This is a genomic window from Streptomyces sp. NPDC048442, from assembly GCF_040651475.1.
Classification (GTDB): Bacteria; Actinomycetota; Actinomycetes; order Streptomycetales; family Streptomycetaceae; genus Streptomyces.
Window position 1 is genome coordinate 584,883 of record NZ_JBEZKB010000001.1, and the last position, 12,887, is coordinate 597,769.

Annotated in this window: 11 protein-coding genes and 2 tRNA genes; 8 read left to right on the forward strand and 5 right to left on the reverse strand. The window is 70.5% G+C overall.

All coding sequences use genetic code 11. The features are described 5' to 3' along the window. Positions 1-28 precede the first annotated feature (28 nt). The 6 genes from ehuB (at position 29) to AB0D18_RS02825 (ending at position 4,240) form a co-directional block, all read left to right on the forward strand. Positions 29-925, forward strand: coding sequence for an ectoine/hydroxyectoine ABC transporter substrate-binding protein EhuB (ehuB, locus tag AB0D18_RS02800; RefSeq protein ID WP_362411592.1), 897 nt, complete (start codon positions 29-31; stop codon positions 923-925). Next, positions 922-1,605, forward strand: a complete 684-nt coding sequence (gene ehuC / locus AB0D18_RS02805; protein ID WP_362411595.1) for an ectoine/hydroxyectoine ABC transporter permease subunit EhuC — start codon at positions 922-924, stop codon at positions 1,603-1,605. Before ehuB ends, ehuC begins: the two co-directional genes overlap by 4 nt. Continuing rightward, entirely contained in the window at positions 1,602-2,255 is a 654-nt protein-coding gene (gene ehuD, locus AB0D18_RS02810; protein WP_362411598.1) for an ectoine/hydroxyectoine ABC transporter permease subunit EhuD, read from the forward strand. The genes ehuC and ehuD overlap by 4 nt, the downstream gene beginning before the upstream one ends. After that, positions 2,245-3,027 carry an ectoine/hydroxyectoine ABC transporter ATP-binding protein EhuA gene (gene ehuA / locus AB0D18_RS02815; RefSeq protein WP_362411601.1) on the forward strand — a complete coding sequence of 261 codons (783 nt, stop codon included), beginning with the start codon at positions 2,245-2,247 and terminating at the stop codon, positions 3,025-3,027. The genes ehuD and ehuA overlap by 11 nt, the downstream gene beginning before the upstream one ends. Positions 3,028-3,299: 272 nt before the next feature. Continuing rightward, entirely contained in the window at positions 3,300-4,079 is a 780-nt protein-coding gene (locus AB0D18_RS02820; protein ID WP_362412142.1) for an IclR family transcriptional regulator C-terminal domain-containing protein, read from the forward strand. Positions 4,080-4,166: 87 nt separating this feature from the next. Further along, positions 4,167-4,240, forward strand: a tRNA-Lys gene (locus AB0D18_RS02825). Positions 4,241-4,284: 44 nt separating this feature from the next. On the opposite strand, the gene rfbB is transcribed toward AB0D18_RS02825, so the two are convergent. Then, positions 4,285-5,247: a dTDP-glucose 4,6-dehydratase gene (gene rfbB / locus AB0D18_RS02830; RefSeq protein ID WP_362411604.1), complete on the reverse strand. Its 963-nt coding sequence runs from the start codon at positions 5,245-5,247 to the stop codon at positions 4,285-4,287. 71 nt (positions 5,248-5,318) lie between these two features. Here rfbB and AB0D18_RS02835 point away from each other — a divergent pair, with 71 nt between their 5' ends. Next, on the forward strand, positions 5,319-5,585 hold the full coding sequence (locus AB0D18_RS02835) for a GNAT family protein (protein WP_362411607.1): 267 nt from the start codon (positions 5,319-5,321) through the stop codon (positions 5,583-5,585). Positions 5,586-5,868: 283 nt separating this feature from the next. Here AB0D18_RS02835 and AB0D18_RS02840 read toward each other — a convergent pair whose 3' ends face one another. From AB0D18_RS02840 to AB0D18_RS02855, 4 genes are all read right to left on the reverse strand, one after another. Next, positions 5,869-9,063 carry an amidohydrolase family protein gene (locus tag AB0D18_RS02840; RefSeq protein ID WP_362411610.1) on the reverse strand — a complete coding sequence of 1,065 codons (3,195 nt, stop codon included), beginning with the start codon at positions 9,061-9,063 and terminating at the stop codon, positions 5,869-5,871. Positions 9,064-9,565: 502 nt separating this feature from the next. Next, entirely contained in the window at positions 9,566-10,159 is a 594-nt protein-coding gene (locus AB0D18_RS02845; protein ID WP_362411613.1) for a lytic polysaccharide monooxygenase, read from the reverse strand. A 189-nt stretch (positions 10,160-10,348) separates the two neighbouring features. Next, the gene (locus tag AB0D18_RS02850) at positions 10,349-11,407 is read right to left on the reverse strand and encodes an SPFH domain-containing protein (protein WP_362411615.1); all 1,059 of its coding nucleotides are present in this window, start codon (positions 11,405-11,407) and stop codon (positions 10,349-10,351) included. Continuing rightward, on the reverse strand, positions 11,404-12,543 hold the full coding sequence (locus AB0D18_RS02855) for a peptidoglycan-binding protein (RefSeq protein ID WP_362411618.1): 1,140 nt from the start codon (positions 12,541-12,543) through the stop codon (positions 11,404-11,406). The genes AB0D18_RS02850 and AB0D18_RS02855 overlap by 4 nt, the downstream gene beginning before the upstream one ends. 122 nt (positions 12,544-12,665) lie before the next feature. Between AB0D18_RS02855 and AB0D18_RS02860 the strand changes: the two genes are divergently transcribed. Then, positions 12,666-12,739 (forward strand) — tRNA-Lys (locus AB0D18_RS02860). The last annotated feature ends 148 nt before the right edge of the window (positions 12,740-12,887 follow it).

Below are 12,887 nucleotides of genomic sequence, written 5' to 3' on the forward strand. Positions count from 1 at the left end.
CCGTGCGGTCTCGGGTAGCCGCGCGCCCATGGCTCCTACGAGAAGTGAAGAGAGCAAAAGACGAAGGCCGGTGTCGAGGCGTGCCCTGTTGGCGGGCGGTGCGGCGCTGGGCGCTGCGGGGGCGCTCGGGGTCGCGGGCTGCAGCAAGGTGCCGACCGGGGACACGCTCGCCCGGCTGAAGTCACAGGGCATCGTGCGGATGGGAATCGCCGGTGAGGCGCCGTACGGCTTCATCGACGACCGGGGGAACTTCACCGGCGAGGCGGTCGAGCTCGCGAAGGTGATCTTCAAGCGGCTCGGCATCGGGAAGGTGCAGCCGGTCGCGACGGACTTCTCGTCGCTGATTCCCGGGCTCAACTCCCAGCAGTTCGACGTCGTTTCCGCCGGTATGTACATCAACAAGGAGCGGTGCGCACAGGTCATCTTTGCCGACCCGGAGTATCAGATGCTGGACTCCTTCATCGTGCCGAAGGGCAACCCGAAGAAGCTCAACTCGTACCAGGACATCAAGAAGTCCGGCGCGAAGATGGCCACCGGCAGCGGATACGCGGAGATCGAGTACGCGATAGCCGCCGGCATCCCGGAGAAGGAACTGGTGATCCTCCAGGACCCGGTGGCCGGGCTGAACGCCGTGGAGTCGGGGCGGGTCGACGTCTTCGCCGGTACCGCGCTCACCGGGCGCGAAGTGGTGCGCAAGAGCCGGAAGGCGGAGGCCACCGCGCCGTTCGCGCCGGTGGTGGACGGCAAGAAGAAGATCGACGGCGGCGGCTTCGCCTTCCGCGCTCTGGACGCCGAGCTGCGCGACGCCTTCAACGTGGAGATCCACAAGATGAAGAAGAGCGGCGAGCTCTTCCGGATCGTCCAGCCGTTCGGCTTCACGAAGGCGGAGATGACGACGCTGACGGCCAAGGAGCTGTGCCGATGAGCGCGGGGCTGTGGCAGCACTGGATTCTGCCGGGGATCTGGACGACCGTTCAACTCACCGTTTACTCGGCCCTGTTGGCGGGTTTCGTCGCCTTCGTGATCGGGATCGCGCGGACCAACCGGCTGTGGATCGTTCGCTTCCTGGCGGGTGTCTACACCGAGGTGTTCCGGGGGACCTCGGCCCTGGTGCTGATGTTCTGGCTGTTCTTCGTGGTGCCGGGACTCATCGGGTGGGCGTTCGTGCCCCTGTGGGCCGCCGTGCTCGCACTGGGTCTTTCGTACGGTGCGTACGGTGCGGAGGTCGTGCGCGGTGCGCTCGCCTCGGTCACCCCGGCGCAGCGCGAGGCGGGGGTCGCGCTGAGCTTCACACCGTGGCAGCGGATGCGGCTGATCCTGTTGCCGCAGGCGGTGCCGGAGATGATCCCGCCGTTCAACAACCTCTTGATCGAGCTGTTGAAGGGCACCGCCCTGGTGTCGCTGCTCGGCATCGGCGACGTGTCGTTCGCCGCGTACCTGGTGCGGCTCGCCACCCAGGAGAGCGCGCAGATCTACTCGATCACCCTCGTCATCTACTTCGTGATCGCGTTCGTCCTGACGCGCGGCATGAAGGCGCTGGAGCGCAGGACCAAGGCCGGGATCGGGATTGACGTGAAGGCGCAGATCTCCGGGGGGACGCGATGAGCAACTGGGACTGGTCCGCCGTCGCGGACTTCATGCCGCGCTTCTGGGACGGGGTGCTGGTCACCCTCCAGGTGCTGGCACTCGGCTCGCTGCTCTCGTTCTCGCTCGGTCTGGTGTGGGCCTTCGGGCTGCGCTCGGCCTCGCGCTTCGTACGGTGGCCGGTGAACATCGTCACCGAGTTCATCCGCAACACCCCCCTCCTTGTGCAGCTGTTCTTCCTGTTCTTCGTGCTGCCGGAGTGGGGGATCCAGTTCTCGGCGCTCACCACCGGCACCGTCGCGATCGGGCTGCACTACTCGACGTACACCGCACAGGTCTACAAGGCGGGCATCGACGCCGTACCGGTCGGCCAGTGGGAGGCGGCGACCGCGCTCAGCCTGCCCCTGCACCGCACCTGGTTCGCGGTGATCCTCCCGCAGGCGATCCGGCGCATCGTGCCCGCGCTCGGCAACTACGTCGTCTCGATGCTGAAGGACACGCCCCTGCTGGCCGGCATCAGCGTGCTGGAGATGCTCCAGCAGGCGCGCCTGGAGAGCGCGGCGACCTTCCAGTACACCGAGCCGCTGACCGTCGTCGGCATCGCCTTCATCCTCATCGCCTACCCGGCGTCCCTTCTGCTGCGAGCCCTGGAGCGTCGTCTTGTCCGCTGAAACCGCTGATTCCCTCCAGGCCCCGGCCGCTGCCGACGAGCTGATCAAGTTCAACAACGTCACCAAGCGGTTCGGGAAGAACACCGTCCTGGACAACCTGTGCTTCTCGGTCAAGCCGGGCAAGCACGTGACCCTGATCGGGCCCTCCGGGTCCGGCAAGACCACCATCCTGCGGCTGCTGATGACGCTGATGAAGCCCGAGGAGGGCACGATCCACGTCAATGGCCAGCAGCTCTTCCCCTCGCGGGGCGAGAAGCAGCTGCGGGAAGTGCGCAAGAACATCGGGATGGTGTTCCAGCAGTTCAACCTCTTCCCGAACATGTCCGTGCTGCGCAACATCACCGAGGCGCCGGTCCGCGTCCTGGGCCTGTCCAAGGACGAGGCCGAGCAGCGGGCCCGCGACCTACTCGACCTGGTCGGGCTCGGCGACCGGGTCGACGCCAAGCCGACGCAGCTGTCCGGCGGGCAGCAGCAGCGGGTGGCGATCGCGCGGGCACTGGCCATGCGGCCGCAGGTGCTGCTGCTCGACGAGGTGACCTCGGCGCTCGACCCGGAGCTGGTGGCGGGCGTACTGGACGTGCTGCGCGACATCGCCCGTACGACCGACATCACCATGCTCTGCGTGACGCACGAGATGAACTTCGCCCGGGACATCTCGGACGACGTCCTGATGTTCGACTCCGGGCGGGTCATCGAGTCGGGGCCGCCGGAGAAGATCTTCGGCGACCCGGAGCACGAGCGCACCCGGGAGTTCCTCGGCGCGGTTCTCTGAAGCGTCCGGGCACGGTGGTCCGAAGCTTCCGGGCGCGGTGATCCGAAGCGTCCGGGCGTGGTGATCTGAGCATGCCTCTGGCATATGCCGGAGGTGTACAGGCCCAGCTCACGGGGATCGGGCCGAATGCCCGCGCGAACTCATTTGTCAACCCCCGCCCCGCGGGCGGGGGTTGACGGCTATCGTGGCTTGACGACGCAGAAACGACCACACAGAACCGACCACACAGAGCAGCACACGCAGAGCAGCAGAGCTAAGGGGAAACCGTGGCGCTGAAGCCCGAGCCGACCACGCCACAGCCACCACAGCCACGCCGGCCGCAGCACTCGGTGCAGCACGCCCTGCGCGTGCTGGAGTCGGTGTCCCGGCACAGTGACGGCGTCACCGACACCCAGCTCACCCGCGAGACCCGTCTCTCCCCCGCCGAACTGCGCCCACTGCTGCTGATGCTGCGCCGCGAGGGGTACGTGGAGCAGATCGCCGACGGCGCGTATGTGGCGGGTGAGGCGCTGGACCTCGTCGGGGCGCCCGGCACCACCCGCCGCGAGCTGGTCGAGCTGCGCCTCCAGCAGACCCTGGACCAGCTGCGGGACTCGGTCGGCGCCGCGATCTACCTCGGCCGGTACGTGGACGGCGAGATCAAGGTGACCCGGGTCGCCGAGGGCCCGCTGACCCCGAAGGTCAACGAGTGGGTCGACTTCCGCTCCTCCGCACACGCCAGCGCGGTCGGAAAGTGCCTGCTCACCCAGCTCGACAGAGACGGGCGCCGGGACCACCTCTCCCGGCACAAAACCGCACGGCTGACCTCGCGGACGATCACCAGCGAGCGGGTGCTGTTCTCCAAGCTGGACAGCCAGCCGCCGACCGTCCCGGTCCTCGACCTCCAGGAGTACGCGCTCGGGACGGTCTGCGCGGCCGTGCCGCTGACGGCGGGGGCGGCCGTGGGCTGCCTGGCCCTGTCGCTGCCGGTCGAGCACGCGCACCGGCTGCGGCAGGCGGCGGACGCACTCAACCGGCGGGCCACCCCGATGGCACTGTCGCTCTCGCTGTAACGGCCCCGACTACCTCTCGTGCCTGCCCGGCTACCACCCGTGCTGGTCGCGAGCACCCCCTCGGACCAGGTACGATTTACGAGTCAAGCGCCGCTAGCTCAGTTGGTTAGAGCAGCTGACTCTTAATCAGCGGGTCCGGGGTTCGAGTCCCTGGCGGCGCACAGACGAAGGAAGGCCCCCCGAGCGAAAGCCCGGGGGGCCTTCCTCATTCCCCGCCACGTTCTTCGCGCCCGGCCCTCCGGTACCACTCCACCGTCTCCGCCAGCCCCCGCGCGAACGGCACCTGTGGCGCGTACCCCAGCTCCTCGCGGATGCGGGTGTCGTCCAGCGCGTACCGCAGATCGTGGCCCTTGCGGTCGGCGACGTGCTCCACCAGGTCCGCCGAGGCACCCGTCAACTCCAGCAGGATCTGCGTCAGTTGGAGGTTGGTGAGGGCGTTCCCGGTGCCGACGTGGTAGATCCGGCCGGCCGTGCCCTTGGTGAGGACCAGGTGGACGGCGCGGCAGTGGTCCTCGACGTGCAGCCATTCGCGGACGTTCTCCCCCGCGCCGTACACGGGGACGGGCAGGCCGGCCAGGAGCCGGGTGGTGAAGCGCGGGATCAGCTTTTCCGCGTGCTGGCGGGGGCCGTAGTTGTTGGAGCAGCGGGTGATGCGGACATCCAGGCCGTGGGTGCGCCAGTAGGAGCGGGCGATCAGGTCGGCGGACGCCTTGGACGCGGCGTACGGGGAGTTCGGTGCTAGCGGGGAGTCCTCCGTCCAGGCTCCCTCGGCGATCGAACCGTAGACCTCGTCGGTCGAGACCTGGACGACCGGGCCGACGCCGGTCTGCACACACGCTTCGAGGAGGCTCTGGGTGCCCTCCACGTTCGTACGGACGAAGGCGCCCGCGCCGGCGATGGACCGGTCGACGTGCGATTCGGCGGCGAAGTGCACGACGGCGTCGTGACCCGGCAGCAGCTCAAGGAGCAGCGGCAGGTCGCAGACGTCGCCGTGGACGAAGCGCAGGCGGGGGTGGTTCAGGGGCAGGTTGTCGGTGCTCCCGGCGTAGGTGAGCAGGTCGAGGACGGTCACCCGGGCGTGCTCTTGGCCGGGCAGGCTGCCGTCGAGGAGCATGCGAACGTACGACGAACCGATGAAACCGGCGCCGCCGGTGACGAGGATCTTCACGCCGAAAACCGTACCTGCCGGCCCTGTCCGCCCCTTGTCGCGGGCGGGCGACCGTCACTACCCTCACTCGGATGACCAGCGACCCCACCCCGGCGGGGCTGGGAGGAGAACCGGCTGCTGAACGACGCGGGCACCAGCGTCGTCGTCCGCGGCACACCACCCCGGTGTCCCGGATCGAGGCGGACACCGAGGCGGACAACGTCGCGGAGCGGCGCGCCCTGGAGAAGTGCGGCTTCACCCAGGAGGGCGTGATGCGCGGGCGTACCTTCCGGGCGGGGGCGTGGCGGGACATCGTCCGGTACGCGATCCTGCGCGACGACCCGCTGCCGCCCCTCTGAGGGGCGCGGGGCTGTATCGATTCGCGGCTCCGCCGCGTGGGCGCGACCAGCCACGACGAAGCCGCAGGTCGAAGCACCCACGTCCCGGGCTAGGGCCTGTCCGGCGGATCAGGCCGCATGGGAGTGACCTTGCCCTTTCACTACCGCTGAGCGGGGCATGGTGCGTGCAGCTGCAAGGCGGAGGATTGAGGCGACGCGGAGCGTCGTCGATTGACGACAACGCGGCAGATGTGCGTGCCAGGGCACGCGACCGCGGCAAGATCCGCCGGACAGGCCCTAGCGCTCAGCAGCAGTCCCCCTCGCGCATCAGTGCCGTGACGGCCGCCCAGTCGCCGCCTTGAGCGCCGCTCCGCAGCCGGGTCGGGGCCTTCTTCCCGTACGCGGCCTCCAGCCCCGCCCGTTCGTGCACGCGCCCTCCCACCAGCACGCCGCTCACCTTCACCAGGTCCTCGAAGTCGGCGAGCGGATTGCCGTCGACGAGGGTCAGGTCGGCGATCTTTCCGCGTTCGACCGTGCCCAACTCTCCCTGTACGCCGAAGAGTTCGGCGGGTGAGGTGGTGACCGAGTGCAGGGCCTGGGCCGTCGTGAAGCCGCTTCGTACCATCGCCCGCAGCACCAGGTGCAGGGTCAGGCCGACCGGGGTGATCGGGGTGTCCGTGCCGATCGTCATGCGGCCGCCGTCGTCCACCAGCTTCCGGTACGTGCCCATCTCGCGCCGCAGCGCCAGCCGTTCGGTGGCGGTCGGGGACTTGGCGGCTGCCGCGCGGACCTTCTCCGCGTCCCAGGGCGGCATCATCGCCGTCACCCGCGGGTCGTCGGCCAGTTCGGGGAAGTCGCCGAGGAGGGGGGAGGCGACGAAGGGGGTGGCGAGGAGGTTCAGGCCGCCGCGCGCGTAGTGGTCGATGGTGTCCTGGTAGGTGAAGCCCTCGCTGGTGGCGCCGTGTCCGCGGTCGGCGCGCTCGGTGGCGACGAGGTGGCTGGTCAGGTCCTGGCCGCTCTGCAGGCCCTGCGAGACGAGGTGCGAGCCGGAGAGGACGCCGAGCCGGTCGTGGCCAAAGCGGGCGGCCTGTTCCATGTACGCCATCGGGGCGCGTACGTACGTCTTGACGAAGTCCCAGTCCAGGGCCGCCCCGCGGGCGAGCGAGCGCCGCAGGCCCTCCTCGGTGCGGTGGGCGCGGCCCATGCTGTAGGCGACGCGGGACCCGTCGAGGAGTTCGCCGGTGGTGAGCAGTCGGGGTCCGGCGAGCTGCCCGGAGACGACGGCCTCCCGGATGCGGGCCTGTTCGTAGCTGAACCCGGCGAGCGAGACGGTGGTGGTGATGCCGTACGCGAGGGAGAGCGAGGTCTGGCGGGCGCCGTAGGTGTACTGCCAGGGGTGGGTGTGTGCGTCCCAGAGGCCGGGCAGGACGGTCTGCCGGGAGGCGTCGACGTGGCGGGCGGCGCGCCGTCCGGCCCGGTGCGGTTCGATGCCGGTGATGCGGCCGTCCCGGATCAGGATGTCGACGTCGGTGCGGAGCCGACCGTCGACGGCGGTGCCGTCCCAGAGACGACCCGCGTGGACGACGGTGTCGACGGGGGTGGAACGGCGGCGGTCGAGGCGGACGGGGATCTCCCGTCCGGGACCCGTCCCGTCGAGGGTGGTCAGCCGTACCTTCCCCTCCGCCAGGTAGAGCAGCGTCCGCGAGTCCGCCGCCCAACTCGGGTGGTCCGCGCCCAACGTGGAGAGCTTCCGGGCCTCGCCCGCCGGGCTGCCGTCGCCCCCGACCGGCAGCGCCCACAGTGCGGACTCACTGACGCACGCGAGCCACTTCCCGTCCGGCGACCAGGCGGGCCCCGACGCGTACCGGTCGGAGAGGGAGGCGAACGGGGCGAGGGCGTGCAGGGCCGTGGCGCCGGTGACCGTGTCGACGGTCCGGATGAGGTTGTAGCCCTCGCGGTAACGGAAGTTGAGCCGGTTGCGGTCGCAGTAGGCGAGGTGGCGGCCGTCCGGGGACCAGCTCGGCGGGCCGGGCAGTCCGCCGCCGCCGAGCGGGGCGGCGAGCACCTTCTCGGTCCCCGGGGCCAGGTCCCGTACGACCAGACCTCCCGCCATGTCGATGCAGGCCAGCCGGGTGCCGTCCGGGGACAGCGCGGGGTGGGTGCGTCCGCCGCCCGCCAGCAACTCGTTCTTGCCGGTGGCGAGTTCGTGGCGGTACACCCCGTTCAGGCCCTCGCGGTCGTCGACGTACAGCAGCCAGCGTCCGTCGCGGCTGAAGGAGGGGCCCTGGAGGTAGCTGGTCGGCGTTCCCCGGACTACGCACTTCGGTGCCAAGTGACCCGAAGTCGACTGGATCCAGAGGGAGTTGAGGGCGACGAACGCGAAGGAGCGGCCGTCGGGGGCGAGCACCGGCTGCTGGATGCCGCGCACCCTGCGGGTCCGCCGCGGCTCCAGTTCGTAACTCTTGACCCGGTACGAGGGCCGCTCGACCGGCAACGTCGCGTCGAAGGCGACGACCTGCCCGGTGGTCGCGCGGTGCGGGCGGACGATCTGGAAGTGGCCGTCGAGGGTGACGAGCATCCGCTCGTCGTCGAGCCAGCGCGGCGGCGAGTCGGCGAGCGAGCCGTCGACCGGGGCGGGTGTGCCGTCGACGACCAGCGAGACGGGTTCGTACCGCTGGCCCGTTGCCGTGGTGCGCAGCCAGGCGGTGCGGCCGGCCGGGGAGACGGCGGGGGCGAGGAGCCCGCCGGGCGGGGCGGTGTCCGGTTCGGTGTGGACGACGGTGACGGGGCCGCTTCCGCCCGCGGCGACGGCGGCGATCGTACGGGCCTTGAGGGCGGCGCCCTCGACGGTGCCCCTGACGAACAGGACCCGGCTGCCGTCGGCGCTCCAGGTGGGGTCGAAGTCCTCCCAGCCGGTCGCCTTTCCGGGGCCCGACTGGCCTGCCAGGCCGGTGAGTTGGACCAGTTTCCCGCTGCGCACCTCGACGGTCCAGATGCGGTACGGGCTGCCCTTGACCGGGTCGCCGCCGCGCTCGGAGGAGAACGCGAGGCGGGTGCCGTCCGGCGACCAGGCGGGGGCCCGGTCGTCCCACGCGCCGTCGGTGAGGCGGCGCAGCCCCGAGCCGTCCGTGTTCATCACCCACAGGTGGAACTGGCCGCCCCGGAAGGCGGCCATCGCTACCTGGCGGCCGTCGGGCGACAGGACGGGCCGGTTGGGTTCGAGGTCGGGCGGGGTCAGGGCGGTGGCGGGTCTGCCGTCCTCGCCGAAGGACCACAGGACGTTGTGGACCTCGGCGACGTAGCGGCCGGCGTGGCCACTGCCCGCACCGTTGGTGGCGGTCCTCAGGCGCAGCAGCCGCTTGCCGGGGGCGGCGGCGGGAGCACCGGGGACGGGGACGGGGACGGCGGGGGCCGCCTGGGCCTGAGCCGTCGCCCCGCCGCCCACGGCGAGGGAGGCGGCCGTGACGGTGGTGGCCTGAAGGAAGGTGCGGCGCGGCATGGACGGCAAGGTGCTCCCCCTGGGTTCTCATGTGTGTGCCTGAACCCCACCAGCAAACCGTCGACCGCCCCGCCCCGTCCACGGCGGCACGCACTCCCCGTCACATTCCGGCCGACAATTCACGCTCCCGCAACGCCTGTTGACCTTTCGGTAGCACCCCATAGGGGCGCGGGGAACTGCGCGACCAGCCACGACGGCGCCACAGCCGGCCGACGGCGCATCGCGGCCAATCCGGCGGAGGGGCCGGCTCAGGCGGAGGGGCCGGCTCAGGCGGAGGGGCCGGCTCAGGCGGAGCGCTCAGCCCTTGGCGAGCATCCCGTTCAGTTCTTTGAGCCGGGCGCCGAACCACTTCAGGTCCTCGTCGTACATCTGGACGCACGGGAAGCAGCCGCGGTCCGGGACGTCAACGCGAAAGGCGACTCCCCCATACGGCGTGAGCCGCCCCGCAGGCGTCGGGGCGGCTCAACTCAGGGGAAGGGGAAAGGGGGGAAGGGGAGGCGGATCAGAACTTGACGTCCGAGCAGGCGTAGAACGCGTTGGCCGTGTCGTAGACGTTCCACACCGCGAGCACGATGTGCTTGCCGGACTTGCCCGTGGGCATCGTTCCCTGGTGGGTCAGCGTCGCGGGCGGCTGCTGGCCGCCGTACGGCACGTTCAGGAACGGCTGCGGGTCGAGCGAGGCCCGGGTGAGCGGCTTGGTCGGGTCCCAGCCCTGCTTGGTGATGTAGTACCGGAAGTCCGATGTGCGGTGGCGTGCGGTGAACTGCCAGCGGAACGAGTAGCTCTGGCCCGAACTCACCTGCGTGGCAGGCCAGTTGCCGCCACGCGGATCGTCGAGCTGCGCGAAGCCGCCGTTGCCGCCGGAACATATCCTGCCGTCGGCGGGTCCGGCCGCCGGGAAGCCCTTGGGGCCCTCGACGCTCTGTGGCTCCCACTGGATGGAACCGCAGCCGGTGACGGTGCCGTTGGCGCAGAGCTTCTGGCGGCTGATCGGGGAATCGGTGTAGCCGTGGCTGCTGGCGCTGCCGGTGGCGAGTACGGTGCTGCCCGCTATCGCGAGGCCGAGGACGGCAGCACTCATTGCCTTCTTCTGCATGCTTGGCTCCAGGAGAACGTGGGGGAAGTTCGTTCGTCGAACTGCGAGCTGTGCCGGCGCACACACGCCTGGGTAGGGCGTGCGGGTAAAGAGATGAAGCAGAACTTCCGGTCTAGACCAAGACTCAATGTAGGGACGGCAGTTGAACATGTCCAGACCAATGTCCAAAGTTAAGAGGACTTAAGAAATTCACCTCCCCCCGAGGTACGCAACCGTCAACTCCCTTACCAACGCCTTGCGTTCGTAGTCGTCCAGCTCCCCGACCAGGCCCCGCGCGGTCAGCCTGCGCACCGTGTCCTCCACCGCGTCGACCACCGAGGCCAGTGCCCGGTCCCGGTCCTTGGCGTCCAGTGCGGCGACGTTCCTGTGACGCATCGCCTCGGCGACCTCGGGCGCGTAGTCGATCCGTACCGGCTGCACCGAGAAGACCTCGATGCCGGCCGCCGCCGACCGCGCCGCCACCTGCCGGGTCAGCGCGTCCCCGACCGCCGCCGCGGCGGACGGCGCGTCCACCGGCACCCGTGCGAGACCCGCCTCGACCTGTCCGCGCAGATACCCCGTGTGGTCGGCCACCGTGAGCGTCGCCCGCGCCGTGTCCGCGACCCGCCACACCACGAGGACGACCACCCGCAGCGCGATCCCGTTCCGGTCCACGGCCGGCAGCGGCTCGCTCCGCCAGTGCTTCAGCCGTACGTCCACCCGCCGGCGCACCAGCAGCGGGCTCAGCCACACCAGACCCGTCCGCCGCACGCTCCCCCGGTACGCCCCGAAGAGCGTGAGCACCGACGCGTACCCCTCCCGCCCCCGCGTCAGACCGCCGAACGCGCACAGCCCCACCGCCGCCAGAGCGGCGAGCGCACCCCATCCCGCGGTCCCGATCCCGTCGTACGTACGCGCCGGCAGCCCGAGCAGTACCCGCAGCGGACCCGGTACGAGGCCCACCCACCACAGCACCGAACCGCACCCGGCCACCGCGGCGAGCCCGGCGGCCACCGCCGCCCAGCCGGGGCCGGAAGGACCGGGCCGCTCGACGGGACCCTGCGCGACGGACGTCTGCGCGAGGGGGGCCTGCGCGAGGGGGGCCTGCGCGACGGGGGCCGGTTCGGGGACGACCACCTTCCGCTGCTCGCCCGTCCCCCTGCGCCGCCCGACGACGGTCGCCCCGGAGGGCACGGACGGCACCGCGGAGCCCCCGGCCTCGTCGCGGTAGAGGAGATGCACGGGGATTACTACGGGGTCGTTCCTCACTGGTTCCCCTCCGTCGTTCCGGTCGTGAACAGCCGGCGCCATGTCTCAGGACCCGGATAGCCGTCCGCCGCCTTGCCCCGCCAGCCCTGGGCCTGCTGGAACGCCTCGACGTTGCGCCGGTCCGCCTCGCTCCAGCGCGGTCCTGGCCCCACGGTGTAGTGCTTGCCGAACCCTCGCCGCACGAGCTGGCGCCCCAGCTTCTCCACGTACGTACTGGCCTGCCCCGGCCGGAAGTGCCGCGCCCCCGGGAACACCGACGCACCCGGCGCACCCTGGACGACGGCGCCGCCGACGAGGCCCCGGTACCGGTACCCCACATAGCGGTCGGCGTTGTTCCAGTAGCCGATCGGGGTGGCCTGCCTGCGGGTCTTCGGCCGGGTCTGCTCGTACGCGAGGTAGTGGCCGCGGGTGTAGTCCGTCCAGCCGCCGAAGATCGTCACGTGCGAGCCGTCGTGCGGGTCGGCCGCGTTGTGGAAGAGGAGGATGTCGCCGGGCTCCAGCTGGTCGCGGCTCACCTTCACCCCGTAGTCGGCGAGGCTGCCGGTCCACTCGTTGCCACTGAGCCCCCAGGCCATCGAGACGTACCCGGAGCAGTCCTGCCGGTATCCGTCCGTCCAGAACTTGTCCATGCTGTACGGGACGCCGGCCGCGACCCACTTCTTGGCCCGGTTGATGATGTCGGCCCGGGAGGCCGGCTTGAGCTTCGGCTCCGCGGCGACCCCGCCTGGCCCCGGCGCACCTGTCGCGCCCGATCCTGCGGGAGCCACGGGGCGCCCGTGCAGCGGAGCGGTCTGCCCCTGCGGAGCCGGAGCGTCCAGCTGCTCCTCTCCCCCGACCTCCTCCTCTTCACCCTCTGTACGTACTTCGATGCGCACTTCGAGCCAGTGACGGGCACCGTGATCGTGGCGGCGCTCCCCCTCCGGGGCGTGGTCCGCCGCCCCGGCCGTTCCCCCGCCGCCCAGCACCATCCCGGCGGCGGTGACCAGCAGTACGGCCCGCCGTGCGCCGTGCGCCGCCGCGTGACCTCCGTCACGCACCGGAAGAGACCTCGTTCTGCGGACCCGGCGCTGGGCGGCGCATCCGGCGCAGGGGCAGTCGGCTGCGGGCTGAATCTCCTGGAACTGGATCACGGGCACAGTGTCCCAACTGCCCGGACATAACGCATCTTGACGGTGCGAATGATAATCAAACAGACATCACGGACGCTTGTTGGTTCAAACTACTCCTGAGCATCCGGTAGAGTTCTCCGAGTCAGCAGGCGCCGCTAGCTCAGTTGGTTAGAGCAGCTGACTCTTAATCAGCGGGTCCGGGGTTCGAGTCCCTGGCGGCGCACGCGCAACCGAGACCCTTCCACCACCGGTGGGAGGGTCTCGGTCATTCCCACGGTTCCGGGCCCTCCCCGGAACCGCCCCGGGACTCCGGCTCCCCTGCGATCAGCGACCCTTGCGATCACATGAAGAGTCGGGGAACCTATCCTGGA

Bases quoted from the DNA above. Each gene is read 5' to 3' on its own strand.
- AB0D18_RS02845 (WP_362411613.1), bottom strand. From the start codon at position 10,159: ATGCAGAAGAAGGCAATGAGTGCTGCCGTCCTCGGCCTCGCGATAGCG.
- AB0D18_RS02835 (WP_362411607.1), top strand. From the start codon at position 5,319: ATGACCAGCGACCCCACCCCGGCGGGGCTGGGAGGAGAACCGGCTGCT.
- ehuB (WP_362411592.1), top strand. From the start codon at position 29: ATGGCTCCTACGAGAAGTGAAGAGAGCAAAAGACGAAGGCCGGTGTCG.
- ehuD (WP_362411598.1), top strand. From the start codon at position 1,602: ATGAGCAACTGGGACTGGTCCGCCGTCGCGGACTTCATGCCGCGCTTC.
- ehuC (WP_362411595.1), top strand. From the start codon at position 922: ATGAGCGCGGGGCTGTGGCAGCACTGGATTCTGCCGGGGATCTGGACG.
- AB0D18_RS02840 (WP_362411610.1), bottom strand. From the start codon at position 9,063: ATGCCGCGCCGCACCTTCCTTCAGGCCACCACCGTCACGGCCGCCTCC.